The sequence below is a fragment of the Tardiphaga sp. 768_D3_N2_1 genome (assembly GCF_052076105.1).
In the GTDB taxonomy this organism is placed as follows: domain Bacteria; phylum Pseudomonadota; class Alphaproteobacteria; order Rhizobiales; family Xanthobacteraceae; genus Tardiphaga.
In genome coordinates this window covers 3,950,055-3,971,460 of sequence record NZ_CP197245.1, presented here as the reverse complement: position 1 = coordinate 3,971,460, position 21,406 = coordinate 3,950,055, and the positions used below count along the sequence as shown (strand labels likewise).

Annotated in this window: 24 protein-coding genes; 18 read left to right on the top strand and 6 right to left on the bottom strand. The window is 61.0% G+C overall.

Going from position 1 to position 21,406, the window contains the following annotated elements; translation table 11 throughout:
- Nucleotides 1-4 precede the first annotated feature (4 nt).
- Both AB8A27_RS18685 and AB8A27_RS18680 read left to right on the top strand, forming a co-directional pair.
- Complete coding sequence (locus tag AB8A27_RS18685) at nt 5-1,246, top strand: acyl-CoA dehydrogenase (protein ID WP_441243195.1); 1,242 nt, start codon at nt 5-7, stop codon at nt 1,244-1,246.
- 146 nt (nt 1,247-1,392) lie between these two features.
- Nucleotides 1,393-2,070, top strand: a complete 678-nt coding sequence (locus AB8A27_RS18680) for a nitroreductase (protein WP_441243194.1) — start codon at nt 1,393-1,395, stop codon at nt 2,068-2,070.
- 172 nt (nt 2,071-2,242) lie between these two features.
- Here AB8A27_RS18680 and AB8A27_RS18675 read toward each other — a convergent pair whose 3' ends face one another.
- Nucleotides 2,243-3,049 carry an enoyl-CoA hydratase/isomerase family protein gene (locus AB8A27_RS18675; RefSeq protein ID WP_441244949.1) on the bottom strand — a complete coding sequence of 269 codons (807 nt, stop codon included), beginning with the start codon at nt 3,047-3,049 and terminating at the stop codon, nt 2,243-2,245.
- A 278-nt stretch (nt 3,050-3,327) separates the two neighbouring features.
- On the opposite strand from AB8A27_RS18675, the gene AB8A27_RS18670 reads away from it, so the two are divergent.
- The 4 genes from AB8A27_RS18670 (at nt 3,328) to AB8A27_RS18655 (ending at nt 5,997) form a co-directional block, all read left to right on the top strand.
- Nucleotides 3,328-3,987: a Crp/Fnr family transcriptional regulator gene (locus tag AB8A27_RS18670; RefSeq protein ID WP_068734999.1), complete on the top strand. Its 660-nt coding sequence runs from the start codon at nt 3,328-3,330 to the stop codon at nt 3,985-3,987.
- Nucleotides 3,988-4,002: 15 nt separating this feature from the next.
- Nucleotides 4,003-4,848, top strand: coding sequence for a DUF6537 domain-containing protein (locus tag AB8A27_RS18665; protein ID WP_441243193.1), 846 nt, complete (start codon nt 4,003-4,005; stop codon nt 4,846-4,848).
- A gap of 171 nt (nt 4,849-5,019) precedes the next feature.
- Nucleotides 5,020-5,424 carry a DUF3307 domain-containing protein gene (locus tag AB8A27_RS18660; RefSeq protein ID WP_441243192.1) on the top strand — a complete coding sequence of 135 codons (405 nt, stop codon included), beginning with the start codon at nt 5,020-5,022 and terminating at the stop codon, nt 5,422-5,424.
- Nucleotides 5,425-5,580: 156 nt separating this feature from the next.
- Nucleotides 5,581-5,997: a hypothetical protein gene (locus AB8A27_RS18655; protein WP_441243191.1), complete on the top strand. Its 417-nt coding sequence runs from the start codon at nt 5,581-5,583 to the stop codon at nt 5,995-5,997.
- Between the two features lie 11 nt (nt 5,998-6,008).
- On the opposite strand, the gene AB8A27_RS18650 is transcribed toward AB8A27_RS18655, so the two are convergent.
- Together AB8A27_RS18650 and AB8A27_RS18645 are read right to left on the bottom strand one after the other, a co-directional pair.
- Entirely contained in the window at nt 6,009-6,338 is a 330-nt protein-coding gene (locus AB8A27_RS18650; protein ID WP_441243190.1) for a YkgJ family cysteine cluster protein, read from the bottom strand.
- Between the two features lie 56 nt (nt 6,339-6,394).
- On the bottom strand, nt 6,395-7,093 hold the full coding sequence (locus tag AB8A27_RS18645; protein ID WP_441243189.1) for a helix-turn-helix transcriptional regulator: 699 nt from the start codon (nt 7,091-7,093) through the stop codon (nt 6,395-6,397).
- 104 nt (nt 7,094-7,197) lie between these two features.
- Between AB8A27_RS18645 and AB8A27_RS18640 the strand changes: the two genes are divergently transcribed.
- Together AB8A27_RS18640 and AB8A27_RS18635 are read left to right on the top strand one after the other, a co-directional pair.
- On the top strand, nt 7,198-7,401 hold the full coding sequence (locus tag AB8A27_RS18640) for a hypothetical protein (protein ID WP_441243188.1): 204 nt from the start codon (nt 7,198-7,200) through the stop codon (nt 7,399-7,401).
- 58 nt (nt 7,402-7,459) lie between these two features.
- Complete coding sequence (locus AB8A27_RS18635) at nt 7,460-8,185, top strand: glutathione S-transferase family protein (protein ID WP_441243187.1); 726 nt, start codon at nt 7,460-7,462, stop codon at nt 8,183-8,185.
- 13 nt (nt 8,186-8,198) lie between these two features.
- On the opposite strand, the gene AB8A27_RS18630 is transcribed toward AB8A27_RS18635, so the two are convergent.
- The gene (locus tag AB8A27_RS18630) at nt 8,199-8,825 is read right to left on the bottom strand and encodes a pyridoxamine 5'-phosphate oxidase family protein (protein WP_441243186.1); all 627 of its coding nucleotides are present in this window, start codon (nt 8,823-8,825) and stop codon (nt 8,199-8,201) included.
- A 125-nt stretch (nt 8,826-8,950) separates the two neighbouring features.
- Here AB8A27_RS18630 and AB8A27_RS18625 point away from each other — a divergent pair, with 125 nt between their 5' ends.
- Nucleotides 8,951-9,850, top strand: coding sequence for a LysR family transcriptional regulator (locus AB8A27_RS18625; RefSeq protein WP_441243185.1), 900 nt, complete (start codon nt 8,951-8,953; stop codon nt 9,848-9,850).
- 6 nt (nt 9,851-9,856) lie between these two features.
- Here AB8A27_RS18625 and AB8A27_RS18620 read toward each other — a convergent pair whose 3' ends face one another.
- Both AB8A27_RS18620 and pobA read right to left on the bottom strand, forming a co-directional pair.
- A complete protein-coding gene (locus tag AB8A27_RS18620; protein WP_441243184.1) occupies nt 9,857-10,276 on the bottom strand; it encodes a PaaI family thioesterase in 420 nt (139 codons plus the stop codon).
- A gap of 115 nt (nt 10,277-10,391) precedes the next feature.
- Nucleotides 10,392-11,564, bottom strand: a complete 1,173-nt coding sequence (gene pobA / locus AB8A27_RS18615) for a 4-hydroxybenzoate 3-monooxygenase (RefSeq protein ID WP_441243183.1) — start codon at nt 11,562-11,564, stop codon at nt 10,392-10,394.
- A 217-nt stretch (nt 11,565-11,781) separates the two neighbouring features.
- Between pobA and AB8A27_RS18610 the strand changes: the two genes are divergently transcribed.
- The 9 genes from AB8A27_RS18610 to AB8A27_RS18570 all read left to right on the top strand — a co-directional run bounded on the left by AB8A27_RS18610 (nt 11,782) and on the right by AB8A27_RS18570 (nt 21,403).
- Nucleotides 11,782-12,804 (top strand): TRAP transporter substrate-binding protein, encoded by a 1,023-nt coding sequence (locus tag AB8A27_RS18610; protein ID WP_441243182.1) that lies wholly within the window; start codon nt 11,782-11,784, stop codon nt 12,802-12,804.
- Nucleotides 12,805-13,046: 242 nt separating this feature from the next.
- Nucleotides 13,047-13,541, top strand: a complete 495-nt coding sequence (locus AB8A27_RS18605) for a TRAP transporter small permease (RefSeq protein ID WP_441244948.1) — start codon at nt 13,047-13,049, stop codon at nt 13,539-13,541.
- Between the two features lie 5 nt (nt 13,542-13,546).
- A complete protein-coding gene (locus AB8A27_RS18600; protein ID WP_092145025.1) occupies nt 13,547-14,857 on the top strand; it encodes a TRAP transporter large permease in 1,311 nt (436 codons plus the stop codon).
- A gap of 4 nt (nt 14,858-14,861) precedes the next feature.
- The gene (locus AB8A27_RS18595; protein ID WP_441243181.1) at nt 14,862-15,326 is read left to right on the top strand and encodes a DUF3237 domain-containing protein; all 465 of its coding nucleotides are present in this window, start codon (nt 14,862-14,864) and stop codon (nt 15,324-15,326) included.
- A 94-nt stretch (nt 15,327-15,420) separates the two neighbouring features.
- Nucleotides 15,421-16,356, top strand: coding sequence for a cyclase family protein (locus AB8A27_RS18590; protein ID WP_441243180.1), 936 nt, complete (start codon nt 15,421-15,423; stop codon nt 16,354-16,356).
- 179 nt (nt 16,357-16,535) lie between these two features.
- Nucleotides 16,536-17,324, top strand: a complete 789-nt coding sequence (locus AB8A27_RS18585) for a crotonase/enoyl-CoA hydratase family protein (protein ID WP_441243179.1) — start codon at nt 16,536-16,538, stop codon at nt 17,322-17,324.
- 65 nt (nt 17,325-17,389) lie between these two features.
- Complete coding sequence (locus tag AB8A27_RS18580) at nt 17,390-19,273, top strand: feruloyl-CoA synthase (RefSeq protein WP_441243178.1); 1,884 nt, start codon at nt 17,390-17,392, stop codon at nt 19,271-19,273.
- A 91-nt stretch (nt 19,274-19,364) separates the two neighbouring features.
- Nucleotides 19,365-20,126 carry an SDR family NAD(P)-dependent oxidoreductase gene (locus AB8A27_RS18575; RefSeq protein ID WP_441243177.1) on the top strand — a complete coding sequence of 254 codons (762 nt, stop codon included), beginning with the start codon at nt 19,365-19,367 and terminating at the stop codon, nt 20,124-20,126.
- Nucleotides 20,127-20,254: 128 nt separating this feature from the next.
- Nucleotides 20,255-21,403, top strand: coding sequence for an ABC transporter substrate-binding protein (locus AB8A27_RS18570; protein WP_441243176.1), 1,149 nt, complete (start codon nt 20,255-20,257; stop codon nt 21,401-21,403).
- Nucleotides 21,404-21,406: the final 3 nt, after the last annotated feature.

Below are 21,406 nucleotides of genomic sequence, written 5' to 3'. Positions count from 1 at the left end.
TGCCATGAATTTCGATGACACGCCGCAGGAAGCCGAATTCCGCGCTATTGCGCGCAAGTGGATCGATGCCAATGCGCCCAAGCATCTGGAAGCCGAGCTAAACAAGCCGTCGGCCAAGCGCGCCAGCGAAAAACGCGACGCCATGCTCGATGTCGCCAAGGCCTGGCAGAAAAAGAAGGCCGACGCGGGCTGGGCCTGTCTGCATTGGCCAAAGGAATATGGCGGCCGCGGCTCGACGCCGATCGAGCGCGTGATCTGGCAGCAGGAAGAGGGCGTCTATGACAAGCTCGCGCGGCCTTTCGCCATCGGGCAAGGCATGTGCGGTCCCACCGTGATGGCCTATGCGTCCGAAGATCAGAAGCGCAAATATCTGCCGCCGCTGGCCTCCGGCGAGAAGGTCTGGTGCCAGTTGTTCTCCGAGCCCGCCGGTGGTTCCGACGTCGCTGGCCTTCGTACCCGCGCGGAGAAGGATGGTGACGGCTGGATCGTCAACGGCCAGAAGATCTGGACCTCCGGCGCGCATTACTCGGATTATGGCATCCTGATCACCCGCACCGACCCGAATGTGCCCAAACATAAGGGTCTGACCATGTTCTTCCTGGACATGAAGAGTCCTGGTGTCGAGGTAAAGCCGATCAAACAGGCCAATGGCATGCAGGAATTCAACGAGGTGTTCTTCACCAATGTGCGGATTCCGGATAGCCAGCGGCTCGGCGCCGTTGGTGATGGCTGGAACGTATCGCTGACCACGCTGATGAACGAGCGCATGTCGATCGGCTCGCGCGTCGCGACGGGCTTTCCGGAGCTGTTCGAGTATTGCAGCAACCTGATGCTCGAAGACGGCTTCGCCATCGATGATCCCAATGTACGTTCGAAGCTGGCGGGTTGGGCGGTGAAGAATTCCGGCCTGAAATACACCAGCTATCGCTCGATCTCGGCGCTGTCGAAGGGTGAGCGTCCGGGCCCGGAGAACTCCATTGGCAAGCTGGTCTCGGGCATGATGATGCAGGACATCGCGATGTTCGCGGCCGATCTGCAGGGTGCCTCGGGCGCGTTGGTCGGTGCCGATGCCGAAGCTGCCGGCGAATTCCAGGCGACCATCCTCGGCTCGCCCTCGATGCGTATCGCTGGCGGCACCGACGAGATTCTGCGCAACATCATCGCCGAGCGCGTGCTCGGCCTGCCGGGTGACATCCGCGTCGACAAGGACGTGCCATTCAATAAGGTCCCGACCAAGGGACGGTAGTAACGGTGTCCCGGGCGCGATGCAGCGTGTAACGCTGCTTCGCAGAACCGGGACCGCCCGAAACGACGGAGCCCGCAACGGTCCCGGCTCTGGGGCGCAACGCAAGGGCGGTGCACCGCGTCCGGGATAAGAAAGTTCGAAACCTCATGATCGACTCCATCTCGACTCTCGAAACCCTGCTCGGCGACCGCCACTCCTGTCGCGCCTACAAGACCGAGCAGGTGCCGCGCGCCATCATCGACCGCATTCTCAATGCCGCGCAGAAGACAGCGTCATGGTGCAACAGCCAGCCGTGGCAGGTGACGATTACGTCAGGTGAAGCCACCAAGAAGTTTCGCGACGTGCTCTATCCCGTGGCGGCGGCGGGCACGCCGAATTCCGGTGACTTCCCGTTCCCGCGCGAATATCGCGGCGTCTATCTGGATCGTCGCCGTGAAAGCGGCTTCCAGCTCTACAACACGCTGGGGATCGCACGCGGCGACAAGACGGCCTATGCCGAGCAGGCTCTGCAGAACTTCAACTTCTTCGGCGCGCCGCATGTGGCGATCATTACGTCGGATGAAGCACTCGGTGTCTATGGCGCTGTGGACTGCGGAGGCTATGTGAACAATTTCATGCTGGCGGCGCAGGCGCTCGGCCTTGCGACCGTGCCACAGGCGGCGTTGGCGTTTCACTCGGCTGTGGTGCGCCAGCATTTCGGCATGAGCGACGACCGCCGCGTCGTCTGCGGTATCTCGTTCGGTTATCCGGACCGCGAGCACAAGGTGAACAGCTACCGGACGAGCCGGGCAGGGCTTGGAGATGTGGCGACGTTTGTGGAGTGATCTTGACTGTCATTCCGGGGCGCTGGAATGCGACGAAGTCGCATGCGGGCGAACCTCAGCCACTCCAATCGGAGTGGTGGGGAATCCCGGCATGGCTGAGCACTTCGAGATTCCGGGTCTGAGCTTTCGCCGGCTACGCCGTCTGCAGCTCATCCCGGAATGACAAGCATTTCTAGAACCTCGGTGCCCGCTTCTCCGCAAACGCCTTGGTCCCTTCCTTGATCTCGTCGCCGCGCATGCTGTCCCGCGCGCGCTGGTCGGCCGCAGCCTCGTCCAGCTCCCCGCGGGCGAATTCGTTGATGGCCTGCTTCATGCCGCGCATGGCGAGCGGTGCATTGCCTGCCAGGATGGTGGCGAGTTTGTCGACTTCCTCATCCAACGCTTCGGGCGGCACGACATCGGTGAGATACCCGATCCGCAGCATCTCGCTGGCCTCGATCTTCTGTGCCGTGAGAAACAGCCGCTTGGCATTGTCGACGCCGAGCCGGCTCACATATCGTTTGATGCCGCTTTTATAATAGTGCAGGCCGAGCCGGGCGGCCGGCATGAACATCTCGCAGGTGTCGATGCCGATCCGGAAATCGCAGGCCAGCGCCAGGTCGGTGGAGCCACCATAGATGCCGCCATTGAGCCGGCAGATGGTCGGCAGCGCCAGGTCCTCCAGTCGGTTGGCCACGGCCTCGAAGGCCGATCCGGAGGAGCCCCCCGCCGCTGGCTTGGGTGTGCTGGCGGCCCGCTCGGAGATCGCGTTGAGGTCGAAGCCGGCGCTGAAGGCGCGGCCGGTGCCGGTCAGGACCAGCACCCGGACGGCGCGATCCGCCTCTATGCGATCGAACAGCTCCATCAGGGTGTCCAGGTCGAGCTGGGACAGCCGGTTCAGCTTCTGGGGGCGGTTCAGGCGGATGGTGGCGCGGGGGCCGTCGATGGTCAGAATGGGTGGCGAGGACTGGTCAGATACGGTTTCCGTCGTTTCCGACATGTTGTTCTTCTCCATAGCGTTTTCGAGCGAAGTGGATGTCCGGTTCGCGTTCAGAAAACGCGTCGAATCTAAAGGCGCGCGCCTCGCGCGCCGGCGGCGGGGGACCGTGCCCGCACCCGGATGGCACGTCAATCCGAGCACCGGACCGTGATTTTGGGCGGTTACAAGACGGGCTATTTTAACCGGATGGGCTATATTGCACACGCAAAGGCCCGGTCATCCGTCCTTCATGTTGGCAGGTGACGTTGCGGCCGTTCCTGGAAACCCGGTTTGCTCCCATGGATATGTCCTATCTCCATCACGCCGGCAGTGCCTTCGCCACCATCTTCGTAGTGGCGACCTGCACGATGCGCACAATGATCCCGCTGCGGGTATTCGGCATCATGGCCAATGTCCTGCTGATCGCGATCTCGATTCCGACCCACAACTATCCGACCATGGCGCTGCATGCGGTGCTGCTGCCGCTCAACATCTACCGTCTGCGCCAGATGCTGCAATTGGTCCAGGATGTGAAAAAGTCGGTAAATTCGGACCTGTCGATGGAATGGCTGAAGCCGTTCATGACCAAGCGTCCCTGCAAGGCTGGCGAGATTCTGTTCTACAAGGACGAGAAGGCCGAAGACATGTTCTACATCGTCAGTGGCCGTTATCGTCTCGTCGAGTCCGGGATCGAATTGCCGGTTGGCGCCATCGTCGGCGAGCTCGGTATGCTGTCGCCGACGAATGAACGCACCCAGACGCTCGAATGTATCGAACCCGGCATGGTGCTCAGCGTCAGCTACAGCCAGGTCGAAGAGCTCTACGTGCAGAATCCGGAATTCGGTTTCTTCTTCCTGCGTCTCGCCAGCGCGCGATTGTTCGAGAATATTGACAAGCTGGAAGCGCGTCTGATGAAGCAGGACGCGCCCGCATTGCCAATGGCGCCGCAGCACGCATAAGCATCAGGACTTCTCGTGGCAGGCTTCATCAACGTCATCCGCTCCACGCTCGCCGAAATGGCGAACAGGAACGAACCTGCAGCGCCGGTTTTGCCGGTGGGCCTGCCGGCTGCGGTGCGTCCTGTGGCGGAAGATGGCGTGACGCTGCTGATCAATTATCAGAGCGCGGTTTATGCGCAGCTCTACAGCGACCGGCTGCGTCGCTTTGTCGGACGGCGTAATGTAAGCGACGAATTGTTCAGCGAGATTGCGCGGCTGCTCGCGATGCGTATGAGCTATCACGATCCGATCCGCATCGCGCAGCTCAAGCTGCAGGAGCCCGTGATGCCCGGCCGGCCGCCTGTCGTCGACAGACGGCGTTTTCGCCTCGACGAGTTGGTGTCGGCATTGCCGGAGATCGTAGGTGATCCCCTGATGTGGGCGCTGGAACGAATATATTGCGCGCATCGCACGGTGCCGATCCGTTTCAGCAAGGTGAGCATCTGGGGGATCAAGCGCCTTGAGTTCGAATCTTGGCTACGGCGGTGGCGCCTGTTGTCGACGCGTTATGAGATCGAGCGCGTCTGGGTCGAACGCTGGCTGCATATGATTGATCGTGCACTGACCAAGCAGCCGGACGCGGCAATGGCCATTGTGCAGACGGCCACCATGATCGAAGGTTACGGCACGGGCTACCGTCATGGCATGGCCGCTTGGCACCAGATCATCGACGGGCTGGCTAAGCCAGCCTTCGATGGGACGCTGGCTATCACCGACCTGGCGGACGCGATCACGCGTGCGCGTGCGGTGCCGCGCGACCCGAAAGGTGACCAATTGCGCAGGGCGATCGGTGAACTCCGAGCCCATGCAGTGATGAACTAGCGCGGAAGTGGCATGTTTGCGGTGTTTACACGATCACGTGGCTCTTCAAGGAAGCGGTGGGTTTCAGGTTCGGCAGCGTGCATTCCCGGTTTTGGAGTGTCATAAATAGGGCGAGCGATCGGAGCGGGCTGGGCGTGCCGTTCTGTCGTGACCGGTAAGAGGGACGTCAGCTTGTTGTTTCCTGCAATGTCGTCGTCGATTGCTCTGGGCGGGCTCGTCGGGTGGATGCTGGTCCTCACCGTCAAGCACGTGATCGCGGATTTCCTGCTACAGAACGCCTGGATGGCGATGGGCAAGGATCAGCGAACCGGGTGGGCACTGCCGCTCCTGGTCCATTGTGCAATCCATGGCGTCCTCACGACGTTGTTCGTGGCCGTCGTACAGCCGAAGCTCTGGTTCATTGGACTGGTCGACTTCGCGATCCACATCACCATCGATCGGGCCAAAGGACTGTGCGTGTCGCATTTTGGCGTCACGCAGGGCCATCGCTGGTTCTGGTGGCTAATCGGCATCGATCAGGCGCTGCATCACCTGACCGACTTCTTCCTTGCGATCTTCATCGTCGCCAACAGCTGATGCGCGTTTGAACGCATCGAGTTCCAATGTGGCGGTATCGCGGCACGGCTGCCACATTTTAGACTGTTACTCAAGAGTCGCAGACGGCCATTAAGGCTGTTGGTTAACCCCGCGTTAGGAAATTCAACCGCATCCTCATTAACGAGGAGAAACCCCATGCGGTCCAGCCGTCAAGCTTTCGAGAACGATTTTTGCCCCGTCGAGGAAGACCTGCTCGGTGCGATGTATCGTGCAAATGAAAATGGCCTGCCCCATCTCGTGGCCAGTGTTTCATCCGATGTCCGCGCCATGCTGGCTCTGTTTTGCTATCGCCGCAGTCACCTGCACGCTCTGGCGATCTCGATCGCATCGAGCTGTAGCGAGCGTGAGCTGATCGAATTCGGTGGCCGCGTTGGTTCCACACTCTATGCGCTGTCGCACGATACCGCCGCGGCACGTCCTTCGGTTTCGGCCTATCACAGCCGCAAGGCGATCACGCTGTCGACCAAGCCGCTCTCGACGCTGGCGCCGATGGATGATGATCTCGACGACGAGCTGGACGAGAAGGAACTCGCTCACACCGTCACGGCGTGAGCTGATACCGATTACTCCGCGGCTGCCAGCAGAGGCAGCCCGTGCCGGCGCCGTGCCATAGCGCATTCGGGATCGCCGGGCATACAGGTCCGGCACACGTCCGGCCTCACAGCATAAATCCCACAGGCTGTTGCCTCTCCAATTTTGCCGGTCAGTGCGCTGCAGCGGTCTCCGTCGCAGCGCATTCCTGATTCGCGATCATTGACATATTTGGCCGGGATCAGATCGAGATCGGCATCGTCCTCGATGGTGAAACGCGGCCAGTTACTGGAATATGAGCAGCACGCACCACAGGTCTGGCACGGGTTGGCGTCGCTGATCGTAACTGCATTGCTTGTCATGCCGCGGTTTATCGCGATCGGGTGGATTTCGCCAGCCGTGCACAGGCTGGGTTGTTTCAGGTATCCTGTGGCCGCTCCCAGCTCAGCGTCTTACGCCATTTGCTGCGCAGCGTTTCGCGTCGCTCCAGATATTTCTCATCGAGGAAATGCGCCTCGATCGCGCGATCGGTTCGAAAACTGCGGAAATCCTTGCGAAGCTCGCACCACGCCGCCAGCAGCCGCACGGCTTCCAGATAACCCACCGCGATTGGCCAGACGATGCGCTCGCTGTTCCGACCGGCCTCGTCCCGGTAAAGCAGTCGGACCTTCTTGCCCGCATGAATGTGCGCCCGCATCTGCACCATATCCATACTGTCGGCGGCGCCGTGGAAATCCGGCCGTGCGCGGCTTGCGGGCTCCAGCACGAACGGACGCAGGCGCTCCGGAACTGTGTCCGCGATTTTCGCGATGAGATCCTGCGCCGCCTTGGCCAAGGCCGGATCGGCGTGGCCCATCACCCATTGCGCGCCAAGCACGGCGGCTTCGATCTCGTCGGGCGTCAGCATCAGCGGCGGCATGTCGAAGCCGCGTTCGAGGATATAGCCCATGCCGGCTTCGCCGCGGATTGGGACGCGCTGCGCCATCAGTGTCGCGATGTCGCGATAGATCGTCCGTTTTGACGTTTCCAGTTCGGCGGCAATGGCGTCCGCCGTTAGAGGCTTCCGCGTGCGCCGAAGCACCTGGATGATCTGAAACAGGCGGTCCGCGCGTCTCATGGTCGTCTCTCTGTCTTGTTGGGTCCACTGTCGATGCTGACAGCATGTTGGCAGCAGGGGGCAGTCATACAGGAGCCAGGTTCAAACGAACGAAGGATTCTGCAATGACCGCTTTCGATAGCCTCGAGGCATTTTCGCATGATGACCGGCTCTGGCGCATCCGGGCATGGCTGCTCGAACGCACAATTTTCGTCCTGTCGGGAGACCTTCGCTGGGCCCTGATCGGGCTTGGCTGGCGGACGATCTCCGCTGCAGCGCTTCAGACCCGGGCTTTGGTCGCTGGCCTCGCCCGGCGTGACCGCTGCTGACACCACGGTGGCAGCAGCGACTGCCTAGTTTCTTGTCCTTATCACTTGGAGAAACCACATGATCGTCCTTCACGGCGCAGGCGCGGGCTTCGGCCTGCCGGAAATCAGCCCTTTCGTCACCAAGACGGAAGTCCAGCTCAAGATGGCCGGCTTACCCTATCAGAAGCAACCGGCACGGCCGCAGGATTCGCCGAAAGGGCAGATGCCCTATATCGATGACGGCGCCGAGACCATTGCCGACTCCACCTTCATTCGCGCCCATATCGAGCGTAAATATGATGTGGATTTCGATCGGGGCCTCGATCTGGCTCAGCGCGCGCAGGCTTGGGCAATCGAGCGCATGATCGAGCATCATCTCTACTGGTCGCTGGTCGGCGTACGCTGGGTCGACGCTGACAATTTCGCCAAGGGACCGTCGCACTTCTTTGATGGCATTCCAGAAGCGCAGCGCGACGACATCCGTGCATCCGCGCGAAAGTCTGTCATTCAGAATCATCTGGCGAACGGCCTTGGCCGCCATCCCGCGGATGAAGCCCTCCAACTCGCCGATCGTTCCCTGATGGCGCTGTCGGTGCTTCTGGCCGGAAAATCCCACCTGATGAGCAACCGCCCGGCCGGAGTCGATGCGACCGCATTCGCCGTCCTTGCGGGGATCTTGGCTCCATTGTTTCCATCGCCTCTGCAGCGCCAGTTGCAGCGCTACGGCAATCTCGTCGTCTACGTCGATCGCATGATGGCAGAGTATTATCCCGAGCACGCCTGGCAGTGCAGTGTCGCTGCCTAACACTGCGTGCCCTTCAATGCGGCGACGCTGCACCTTTCAGCGTCGCCAGTTCGGCTTCCAATTCCTCAATCCGAGCATCGCGTGCTGCCAGTGCCGTCGCGACATCGGCCGCATCGAATTTCTGCGGGATATGCTGCGGGCAATTGGTGTCCCATGCGGCGATCGTGAACAGGATCACCTGCTCGGGCTTCGCGCGATAGCCTTGTGGCATCAGCGATGCCATCAGCGCTGGATCATCCTCGACCACCCGCGCGGTGCCCCACAGCTTGACGCGTCGGCGATGCGCGTAATCCATAATGAAGATGTTGGCCTTCGGATTCTCAGCGAGATTGCCCTGAGTGATGTATTGCCGATTGCCGCTATAGTCCGCGAAGGCCAGCGTATGCTTGTCGAGCACCTTCACGAAGCCCTTAGGCCCGCCGCGATGTTGCATGTAAGGCTGCCCGTCAGCGCTGGCGGTAGCCAGAAAGAAGCTATTCGCCTCGGCGAGAAACGCTGCGAGATTGTCGTCTACCTCGGTGCGCCAGCCGCCGTTTTCCTCGACATGCGCATAGCCGGAACGCGACCCCTTGCGGGTCTGGATCGCCTTGACGGTCGGCGTGAAGGCGATGTCGCTCGAATAGGTGTGAATGTCGGCCATAGCTTACTCCCTGATTGGAGCTTGGAGCGGATACGTTCCCAGCGCCTGACAAAGGTGGCTCTTTCCTTCGGCAAGAACAATCATCGGAATTGACACTTCATTATTGCGGGATATGAAATGGTGCGATGGATCGCATCGAAGCCATGACCGTCTTCGTCGCCGTGGCGGACCTGCAGGGGTTTGCACCTGCGGCCCGCAAGCTCGGGCTCTCCGCCTCTGCGGTTACCCGCATGGTGGCGGCGCTGGAGGAACGGCTTGGCGCCCGCCTGCTGCAACGGACCACGCGCTCAGTCATGCTGACCGATGTCGGCGCGCGCTATCTGCAACGGGCGCGCCAGATTCTCGCGGATATCGAGGAGGCCGAAGGCTCCGCACAGGCCGAACGGGCGCGGCCAAGCGGGCGTCTGGTTGTCTCCGCACCGGTCGGTTTCGGGCGCCTGCATGTCACGCCGCTGGTCTCAGCCTATCTGCAGCGCTTTCCGGATGTGTCCGGCGAATTGCGGCTGACCGATCGCATGGTCAGTTTGGTCGAGGACGGAATTGATGTCGCTGTCCGGATCGGCCATCTCCCCGATTCCAGTCTGGTGGCGCGCCATGTTGGCAGCATGCCGCGTATCGTCGTTGCGTCGCCGGATTATCTGGCGCGGCGCGGCGAGCCGAAGGTGCCGGACGATATCGCGAAGCACGATACGATCCAGTTCGGCACCATTGCATCAGCGCCGGAATGGCGTTTCGTGCAGAACGGTGACGATATCCGCATCACGCATACGCCACGTTTCACGGCTGATGTTGCCGATGCCGCCATCTGGCATGCCGAGCATGGTGGCGGCTTGACCCGTGTGCTGGCCTATCAGGCGGCAGACGCGCTGGCGGCCGGGCGCCTCAAACGCGTGCTTACGGAGTTCGAGCCGCCGGCGGTACCGATCCACATCGTTTATCCGACCTCGCGTTTGTTATCGGCGAAAGTGCGCGTCTTCATCGATCTCGCTGCAGATACCTGCCAGTGGGATTTCAGTAAGCGATAGCGATCGCTACACTTTTGGCGGTGCTACGCTGAAGGTGCCATTCGCTCGGGCGCAAGGCTCGCCATCCGCTGATATCAGCGCCTGCGCAAAGCAGAGACGTTTGCCGGTCTTGATGACCTCCGTTTCGATCTGCAGCCATTGCCCGATCTGTGCAGAGCCGAGAAAATCAGCGGACAGATTGACTGTCACCAACCGCGTTCCGCCACCCAGCACATGGCCGCAGCTTAGGCCCATCGCATTGTCGGCCAGCGCCGTGATCAGCCCACCATGCGCCATGCCCCGCGAATTGGTATGTGCTTCGGCGATGCGGAGACCGAGGATGACGTTGGTGTCGGTCACCTTGGAATAGATCGGCTCCCACGGTGCGGTGAGGGGGCTCTTGCGATAGTGTGGCGTGAAGCCCTCGGGGATAGCGGTGTCGGTCATGGTGCATCCGTCTGGATTGTTTGCGCCATCAAAACCAATTCGCGCGAGAAGGACAGACCAACAAAGTTTCAAACGGGTCTGGCGGGACGTTTAAAATAGTGGGCGTCCTACGATATTAATACGGCAGCCCCACATAGTTTTCCGCCAGCGCCGCCGTTGCGGCATCCGAATGCACGACGTAGTCGAGCTCGGCCTGCTGCAGCTTGGTGCCGAACCCGTCATTGTCGGGAAAGCGATGCATCATCGAGGTCATCCACCACGAGAAGCGTACAGCCTTCCACACCCGCTTCAGCGCGACGGCCGAATAGAAGTCGAGACCGCTCGAGGATTTCTCGTCATAGAACTCGCGCAGCGCCATCGAGAGATAATGGACGTCGGAAGCCGCAAGGTTGAGCCCCTTGGCGCCGGTCGGTGGCACGATATGGGCGGCGTCGCCGGCCAAAAAGAGCCTTCCGAAACGCATCGGTTCCGCGACAAAACTACGCAGCGGCGCTATACTCTTCTCCAGGGACGGGCCGGTGATGAGGCTTTCGGCGGCCTCCGTGTCGAGGCGGCGGCGCAGTTCGTCCCAGAACATGTCGTCGGTCCAGTTCTCGACTTTTTCGTCGAGGGAACACTGGACGTAATAACGGCTGCGCGTCATCGAACGCATCGAGCACAGCGCAAAGCCGCGGGTGTGATTGGTATAAATCAGCTCGTGCGAGACCGGCGGCGTATCCGACAGCAGGCCAAGCCACCCAAATGGATAGACGCGCTCGAAGGTCTGTACAGCGGATGCCGGAACGCTTTGCCGTGACACGCCGTGGAACCCGTCGCAGCCGGCGATGAAATCGCAGGCAATCTCGTGGCTTACGCCGTCCTTGACATAGCGGACGCGCGGGCTGGCGCCGTCGAAATCATGCAGGCTGACATTGTCCGCGTCATAGACCGTAGTCAGCCCGGCCGCGGCGCGGGCGTCCATCAGGTCGCGAGTGACTTCGGTCTGGCCATAGACGGTTACGACCTTGCCGCCGGACGCTTTCTTCAGATCGAGGCGGTGGCGAATTCCGCCGAACAGAAGTTCGATCCCATCATGGATCAGGCCTTCGTGATGCAGACGCTCAGTAATCCCCAGCTTTTCCAGGAGGCCGACGGTGCCCTGTTCGAGCACGCCTGCGCGGATACGAGCGAGGACATAGTCCCGATCCTTACGCTCCAGAATGACGTTGCCGATCCCGTAGGCATGCAATAGTTGCCCAAGCAACATTCCAGCCGGACCAGCTCCAATGATTGCAACTTTCGTACGCAACGCTTGCTCCCGCGGTTGATATAGGCTCTGTCGTCCGACTGAGTTGACAAGTCAAGCGTTGTCGCGAGACTAGCCGCCCAGCACGTGCAATCGCACTGCTTGCAATGATGATTATAACATATAACAATATTCGCAAAGGGCCGTTCAAGGTCCGGTGAACAAGTTCGATAGAACAAGTTCGAGAGAACACGTCCAAACGGGCGTAAAGGGAGAGACGATGAGGAAGGCAATTCTCGCATTGCTGGCGGCTGGCTGTATGATGCCAGTACTCACGCCCGCTCAGGCGCAAGACAAAACCGTCAATATGAAGGTATCGTTGTGGGTGCCGCCGGCGCATCCGCTGGTGCCTGCCACGCAGGCCTGGGCCGCCGATATCGAGAAGGCCTCGGGCGGTAGCATCAAGATGTCGGTGTTCCCATCCGAGCAGCTTGGCAAGGCGTTCGACCATTACGACATGGCGCGCGACGGTATCGCCGACATCACTTACGTGAATCCCGGCTATCAGCCCGGCCGTTTCCCCATCGTGGCCGCGGGCCAGCTGCCGTTCGTGTTCTCGGACGGCAAGAAGGGCACCCTGGCGCTCAACGAGTGGTATCAGAAATACGCGAAGACCGAGATGAAGGATACGAAGCTGTGCTTCGCCTTCATTCACGACCCCGGCTCGCTGCATGGCAAGAAGAAGATCGTCGTGCCCGGTGACCTCAACGGCGTGAAGGTGCGCCCGGCGCAGAGCACCATCGGCGAAATGGTCAAACTGTTCGGCGGCACCAATGTGCAGGCCTCGGCGCCGGAATCGCGCGACGCCATCGAGCGCGGCGTGGCGGATGAGATTGCATTCCCCTGGGGCTCGATCTTCCTGTTCGGTATCGACAAGGTTGTGAAGTATCACATCGATGCGCCACTCTATTCGACGGTGTTCACCTACAACATCAACCTCGCCAAATATAACTCGATGTCGCCCGCGCAGAAAAAGATCATCGACGATCACTGCACGCCGGAATGGGCCTCCAAGGTCACTGATCCCTGGGTCGATTTCGAGGCCAATGGCCGCACCAAGATGAAGGCGCTGCCGGATCATGAGGTCTACAAGCTGACGCCCGAGCAGCTTGCCGAGTGGAAGAAGGGCGTTCAACCGCTTAACGCTGCCTGGGCTGCGGCCGTGAAAAAGGCCGGTGGTGACGCTGATGCCATCGATGCGGACCTCAAGGCGATGCTGAAGAAGCACGACGCGGGGCTGTAATCCCAACACTGTCATTCCGGGGGCGCTTCATCGGTGCGTCAGCATCGATAAAGCGAACCCGGAATCCCGAAGTGTTCAGCCATGTCGAGATTCCGGGTTCGTGCGGGCTTCGCCCGCCCCCGGAATGACGAGTTTCTGATCCGGAATGACCAACTGAAATCGAATCCATCATGACTGCCACGCCCCAAATCTCCCAAGACGGCGCCCTCGGCACTCCGCCGGATTCGCCGAAGAAGAACGTGATGGATCGCTTTATCGATTCCATCGAATGGATCGCCGCGTTCTTCGTCGGAATCGTCGCGTTGAACACCTTTGTCGCGGTGTTCATGCGCAAGTTTTTCGCAGTCACGATCCCCGATTACTACAATATCGGCCAGTTCATGCTCGGCGTGCTGATCTTCTGGGGCATCGCAGCGACCTCCTATCGCGGCTCGCATATCACCGTCGATCTGGTCTGGGCCAATGCCAAGCCGAAATATCAGCGCTGGATCGATGTGTTTGCGACGCTGGTGCTGCTGTTCGTCGTCTCGGTGCAGACCTACACGCTGTTCGACAAGGTGGTCGATACCTATTCCAGCCACATCGTCACCATGGATTTGCAACTGCCGGTCTGGCCGTTCTTCCTGTTGTCATGGATCGGCGACGTCTCGGCAGTGCTGCTGATTGCGATCCGCACCTACCGGCTGATCTTCCATCCGGAGGAGATGCATGAACCCGAAATCAAGACGGCAGAGTAAGTCGCATGGATCTTAGTAACGAAGCGGTTGCCGTCATCGGCTTTGTCAGCCTGTTCGTGCTGATGTTGCTACGCGTGCCTGTCGGTATGGCGATGGGCCTCGTGGGCATTACGGGCTTCGGTTATCTCACCGGCTTTGCGCCGGCGCTCAAGCTGGTTGGCCAGACCACCATGCGGACGGTGACAGATTATTCCTTCGGCGTGATCCCAATGTTCCTCCTGATGGGCGCCTTCGTCTCGGTGTCGGGTATCAGCCGCGAACTGTTTCGTGCGGCCAATACCTTTGTTGGCCACTGGAAAGGTGGACTGGGCATCGCCACGATCGCCGCCTGCGGCGGCTTCGCTGCGATCTCCGGCTCGTCGGTGGCGACGGCCGCGACGTTCTCCGCCGTGGCCTATCCGGAAATGCGCCGTTTCAATTATCCGCAGAGCTTCGCCACAGGCGTCATCGCCGTGGGCGGCACGCTTGGCGCGATGCTGCCGCCGTCCACGGTGCTGGCGGTTTACGGCATCATTACCCAGCAGGACATCGGCAAGCTGTTCATTGCCGGCATTGTGCCCGGTCTCCTTGCCATCGTTATGCACATGATCACCATCGCGATTATCGGCGTGGCGAAACCCGGTTTCCTGCCTGCAGGCCCGAAGGCGTCATGGCGCGAGCGCGCCGCGGCGATCCGCGATGTCTGGTCGCCGCTGCTGCTGTTCGTCTTTGTGATCGGCGGCCTTTATGGCGGCTTCTTCATCCCGACCGAAGCCGGCGCGGTGGGGGCGGTCGGCGCCTTCATTATCGGCGTGTTGCGCGGGAAGCTGACGAAAGACGGCATCCTGCAATCGCTGTTGCAGGCGACGCGCACCGCTGCCGCCGTATTCACCGTTCTGATCGGCGCACTGTGCTTCGGTTACTTCCTCACCATTACGCAGACGCCGCAGCACGTCACCGAATTCCTTACTGGTTTGGGCATCGGCCCCTATGGCGTGCTGGCGCTGATCCTTCTGATGTATCTGGTGCTCGGCTGTCTGATGGACGCCATGGCGATGGTGATCCTCACCGTGCCGATCGTGTTTCCGGTGGTGATGGCGCTGGGCTTTGATCCGATCTGGTTCGGCATCGTCATTGTCATGACCGTCGAACTCGGCCTGATCCATCCGCCGGTCGGCATGAACGTGTTTGTCATCAAGAGCGTGATCAAGGATGTCAGCATGGCCACGATCTTTAAGGGCGTGCTGCCGTTCGTGGCCACCGACTTGATCCGCCTGATCTTGCTGATCCTGTTCCCGCTGATCGCCACCTGGCTGCCGATGCGGATGATTGGGTGACGTCATGACCACACCGCCCCTTGCGACGAAATATGTGTTCAGCCTGTCGATCAAGGTCGGCACGCCGATCGTGGTCGGCGATCTCGGCTATGGCATCCGCCGCGTCATCCCGGTCCTTGGCGGCAGCGTGCAGGGCGAAGGCATCAAGGGTACGATCCATTCGGGCGGTGCGGATTTCCAGGTCATTCGTCCGGACGGCTTTACCGAACTTGAGGCGAAATACGCGTTTGAGCTCGATGATGGCGCTGTGGTCTATATCGAGAATATAGGTGTCCGCTTTGGCCCGAAGGACGCGCTTGATCGCATCGCTCGGGGCGAGGCGGCCGATCCCGCACTGATCTATTTCCGCTCGGTGCCGAAATTCGAGACAGGGCATCCCAGGTATCGCTGGCTGATGCAGAACCTGTTCATCGGCGTCGGAGCACGGCATCCCGACCGTGTCGAACTCGCGGTGCATCAGGTGCTGTGAGGTCTGCGCAGTCGGGCCGTGCTTACTTTCTCCCACTTCGTGTTGTTAACTACGGTTGACCGGCAAAAGCCGGCGCATATCGGGAGGATACAACATGCGGAAGGCTTGCGTGCTTGGGTGTTCGATCTCTGTGTTTGCGATCATTTTGCCTGCATCTGCGCAGGACTGGACCAAATCGAAGTGGGGGCCGAACGATGAGATCGGCGCCGCGAACTACATGAAGCCCGACCTGGTGAAGTCGGCCGCGCAACTGGTGAAGACCGGGAAGACCTACGCACTCGGCATTCCGGTGGGCGCGGACACGCCGGCCTATCCGCCCCGCGGTTTCAAGATCACCGTGGTACAGCCCGGTCAGGCCGGCAATCCCGGGCTCGGTCCCAATCACGCGACCTATAACGACGACATGCTCAACGGCTGGGTCGGCGTCGGCAGTCAGATGGACGGGCTCGGCCATCTCGGCGTCAATCACGTCTACTATAACGGCAACAGAATCGCGGACTTCGGTGATCCCACTGGCCTGAAGAAGCTCGGCATCGACAAGGTGCCGCCGCTGGTCACCCGTGGCGTGCTGTTGGACATGGCGGCCTACTACAAGACCGACGTGGTCAAGGAAGGCACGGCTTTCAACGTCAAGGAAATCGAGGAAGTCGCCAAGGCCCAGGGCGTCGAGATCAGGCAAGGCGATGTGGTGCTGTTCCACACCGGTTGGCTCAGCCTGCTTGGCAAGGACGACAAGCGCTACAATGCCGGCGAGCCCGGTCTTGGCGCCGAGGGCGCCAAGTATCTGACCAGCAAGGGCGTCGTCGCGGTGGGCGCTGATACCTGGGGCGTCGAGGTGCTGCCGTTTGAAACCGGCAATGTGTTTGAAATCCACCAGATATTGCTGGCGATGAACGGGACTTACATCCTCGAAAACATGGACACAGCCGAACTGGCCAAGGACAAAGGCTACGAGTTCCTGTTCGTGCTCGGTCAGCCCCGCTTTAAGGGCGGTGTGCAAAGCATGATCAATCCGGTGGCGATCCGCTAGCCATCATGGGAGAGGCGGTCCGGTCTGTCCTGCCGGGCAGGCGAGACCGGATCGCTGTCGTGCACCGGAATACGTGACTTTTTTTGTAGGACGAGATCCGTCCCTATTGCACCGCAAGATTGACTCATGCGATATTCGTTATAATATATAATTATTCTAGCTAGGACCTAATCGCGCTCATGACCGAAGCCGTTGCCGCTACCGCTATGCTCCAGATCGAAACCCAGGGCCGCGTGTTGATCGTGGGCCTGAACCGTCCCGCCAAGCGCAACGCGCTGAATGATGGGCTGATCCTGGAGATCGAGCGTTGCTTCGCATCGCTGCCGGACAACATCGGTGCGGTGGTGGTGCACGGCATCGGCGGGCATTTTTCTGCGGGTCTTGATCTGTCCGAACTCACCGAGCGCGATGCGACGGCCGGCCTGATGCATTCACGGATGTGGCACCGGGTGTTCGATATTATCCAGCATTGCCGCGTCCCGGTGATTGCCGCACTACAGGGGGCAGTGATCGGCGGCGGGCTTGAACTGGCTTGCTCCGCCCATATCCGCGTTGCCGATCCCTCGGTTTACTACGCGCTGCCGGAAGGCAGCCGCGGGATCTTCGTTGGTGGCGGCGGTTCGATGCGCCTGCCGCGCCTGATCGGTGTGCACCGGATGGCCGACATGATGCTCACGGGCCGCGTCTACAAGGCGGAAGAGGGCATGTCGCTCGGCTTCGCGCAGTATCTGACGGAAGCCGGCGGCGCCTTGCCCAAGGCCATCGAACTTGCCGAGCGTGTCGCGCAGAACGCGCCGTTGACAAATTTTGCCGTGCTGCAAGCCTTGCCGCTGATCGCCGAAGCCAGTCCGCAGACAGGGTTGATGCTCGAAGCGCTAATGGCCTCGGTGGCGCAGAGCGATCAGGAGGCAAAAAATCGCATCCGCGATTTTCTGGATCGCAAGGCCGGTAAGGTGAAGCCCGGTTGATCCGGCAAGACGACAACGAACAAAAATAAAAGCAACAATCGAGACGAATACACAGGGCGGAAACAATGTCTGCAAGCGCCGACAAGATCGATCAGACCAAGCGGGCAGAGGCGGCGCATCCGTTGCGGCCGATATCCTATGGCGATCCCGCGGTCACCATCGAGCGCCACGATAACGGCACCATCTATCTGCGTCCGACTAATGCCATCGGCGACTATCCGGAGCGCGTCACCGATTATCTGCATCACTGGGCCAGGGAGACGCCGGATCGCGTCTTCATGGCGGAGCGCGCGGAAGGCGGCGGCTGGCGTGAGGTCACTTACGCGCAGATGCTGAACGCGGCGCGCCACATCGCCTCGGCTCTGCTGGCCCGCGGGCTGTCGGCCGACAAACCCATCGTCATCCTCTCCGGCAATTCGGTCGATCATGCGCTGATCGCTTTTGGTGCGCTCTATGCCGGTATCCCCTATGCGCCGGTGTCGCCGGCCTATTCGCTGGTGTCGAAGGACTACGGCAAGCTCAGCTATCTCATGAAATTGCTGACGCCGGGGCTGGTGTTCGTCGATGATGGCGACCTGTTCGCGGATGCCGTCCGCTTCAATATCCCAGCTGATGTCGAGGTCGTCGTGTCGCGCGGCGTGTTGCCAGATCGCGGTGTGACAAAGCTCTCTGAGCTTCTCACGACGCAGGAGGCAGCCAATCTCGACGCTGCGAATGCCGCTATCGGTCCTGACACAATCGCCAAGTTTCTGCTGACTTCGGGCTCGACAGGGAATCCGAAGGCTGTGATCAACACCCAGCGCATGATGTGCGCCAACCAGATCATGCTGCGCGACACGCTGGCTTTCCTGAAGGACGAGCCACCTATCATCATCGACTGGCTGCCGTGGAATCATACTTTCGGCGGCAATCACAATATCGGGCTGACACTGTTCAATGGCGGCTCGATGTATCTCGACGACGGCAAGCCGACACCGGCTGGCATCGAGCAGACCATCCGCAATCTCCGTGAGATTTCACCGACGGTTTATTTCAACGTTCCCAAAGGCTATGAATCGCTGCTGCCCTATCTGCGCGAGGATGCGGCGCTGCGCGAGAAATTCTTCACGCGGCTGCATGCGATGTTTTTCTCGGGTGCTGCGCTGTCGGCCTATGTCTGGGACAGTCTCGATGAACTGTCGGTCCAGACCACCGGCGTGCGCGTGCCGATGCTGACGGGTCTCGGCGCGACCGAGACCTCGCCCTTCTTCATGTGTGTCAATCCCGTCACCAGTCGCTCCGGCCATGTCGGTCTCCCGGTGCCGGGCAACGATGCAAAGCTGGTGCCGAACAACGGCAAGATGGAAGTACGCGCAAAGGGGCCGAACATCACGCCGGGCTATTGGCGCGAGCCGGAACTGACCGCGAAGGCGTTCGACGAGGAGGGCTATTACATCTTCGGCGATGCGCTCAAAGCGGTCGATCCCAATGATCTTTCCGCAGGCTTCGATTTCGACGGCCGTATCTCCGAGGATTTCAAGCTCGGCAGCGGCACCTGGGTCAGCGTTGGCCCGCTGCGCGCGCGCTTCGTCGGCACCTGTGCACCGCTGGTGCGCGATGTCGTCATCGCCGGCATCAACCGCGACGAACTCGCAGCTCTCGTTATTCTCGATCTCGACGGCTGCCGTGTGATCAATCCCGATCTTCCTGCGGGCGACCTCGCTGCGGCAGCCAATGATCCGATCATCCGCAACGCGTTTCGCGAGCGCCTCGCGCGCTTCATGGCCGGCGCCACTGGTTCATCGACGCGCATCGCCAAGGCCGTGCTGCTCGATACACCGCTGTCGATCGATCGCGGCGAAGTCACCGACAAGGGCTCGGTCAATCAGCGCGCGGTGCTCGAGCATCGCGCCAAACTGATCGACGACATCTATGGGAATGCGGAAGCAGCGAAAGTCATTGCGATCTGACCACACACGGTCATTCCGGGGGGCGTCAGCTGTACGCGAGTCCAGAATGACGAGCGGGGACTACAAGAAGAGCTAAACACGGGAGAGCGTCATGCAACTCACAAATCAATCCGCTATTGTCACCGGCGGCGCATCCGGCCTCGGCGCTGCGACAGCGCGCAGGCTCGCTGCGCAAGGCGCGAAAGTCGCGCTGCTTGATCTCAACACGGCACTCGCCGAAACCGTCGCCAGGGAAATCGGCGGCATCGCGATCTCCTGCGATGTGTCGGACGCTGCGTCCGCTGAAGCCGCGGTCGCCGCCGCCGCCAAGGCGCACGGCCCGGCGCGCGTGCTGGTGAACTGCGCCGGCATTGGCGTCGCCAAGCGCGTGATTGGCCGCGATGGTCCGATGGCGCTCGGCGATTTCGACAAGGTCATCCGCGTCAATCTGATCGGATCCTTCAACATGATCCGTCTGGCGACCGATCCGATGTCGAAGTTGGAGCCGCTGGAGACAGGCGAGCGCGGCGTGGTGATCTTGACGGCCTCGGTGGCCGCTTATGACGGCCAGATCGGTCAGTCCGCCTATTCGGCGTCGAAGGGAGGCATCGTCGGCATGACGCTGCCGATCGCGCGCGAAATGGCCCAGTTCGGCATTCGCGTGCTGACGATCGCACCGGGCCTGTTTATGACGCCGCTTCTGGCCGGTCTGCCGCAGGAGGCGCAGGACAGTCTCGCCGCGGCGATCCCATTTCCGCGCCGGCTCGGCCATGCAGACGAATTCGCGTCTCTCGCACTGCACATGATCGATAATCCATATCTGAACGGCGAGGTGGTCCGGCTCGACGCCTCGCTGCGCATGGCGCCACGTTAAGCCTGCGGCAACGCATCAGTGCGCCAGCCCTTTACCGGTACCGGCGCACTGACCTAAAGAAGGGGCTGATAAAGCAGCCGAACTTTGATTTAGCTGACGATACAAAAATAACCTTGAGGGAGAGACCCATGACCAAGCATCACTTGGCGATCGCGGCCGTCGCCGCCTCGCTGGCACTGGCCGGCCCAGCCATTGCCCAGACCTCGGACATCACCATCGGCATCACCACGTCGACCACCGGCCCCGCGGCCGCCCTCGGCATTCCCGAGCGCAATGCGCTGGAATTCGTGCCAAAGGAAATCGGCGGCGTGCCGCTCAAGATCATCGTGCTCGACGATGGCGGGGATCCGACCACCGCGACCACCAATGCCCGCCGTTTCATGACGGAATCCAAGGCCGACATCATCATGGGCTCGGCGGTTACGCCAACCAGCATTGCGGTGTCCAATGTGGCCAACGAAGCTGGTATCCCGCACTTTGCTCTGTCGCCGCTGCCGATCACGCCTGAGCGTGCCAAGTGGTCGGTGGCCATGCCACAGCCCGTGCCGATCGTCGGCAAGGTGATGTACGACCACATGAAGGCGAAGGGCATCAAGACCGTCGGCTATATCGGCTATTCCGATAGCTACGGCGATCTGTGGTTCAACGATCTCAAGACCCAGGCGGTGCCGATGGGCATCAACATTGCTGCGGAAGAGCGTTTTGCCCGTCCGGACACCTCGGTCACGGGTCAGGTGCTGAAGCTGCTCGCCGCCAATCCTGACGCGATCCTGGTCGGTGCCTCCGGCACCGCGGCCGCGCTGCCGCAGACCGAACTGCGCGACAAGGGCTACAAGGGCCTGATCTACCAGACCCACGGCGCCGCCTCGATGGACTTCATCCGCATCGCCGGCAAGGCCGCCGAGGGTGTGCTGATGGCTTCCGGCCCGGTGATGTACCCGGAAGGGCAGGCCGATACGGCGTTGACCAAGAAGCCCGGCATGACGCTCAACACCGCCTATGAGGCCAAATATGGCCCGAACAGCCGCAGTCAGTTCGCCGGCCACTCCTATGACGCCTTCGAGGTGTTGAAGCGGGTGGTCCCGACAGCGCTGAAGACCGCCAAGCCCGGTACCCCCGAGTTCCGCGAGGCGATCCGGCAGGCATTGCTCACCGAGCGCGAGATTGCCGCCACCCAGGGCGTCTACAACTTCACGGAAAAGGACCGCTATGGTCTCGATGAGCGGTCGCGCATCCTGCTCACCGTGAAGGACGGCAAATACGTTCTCGCGCAGTAACGC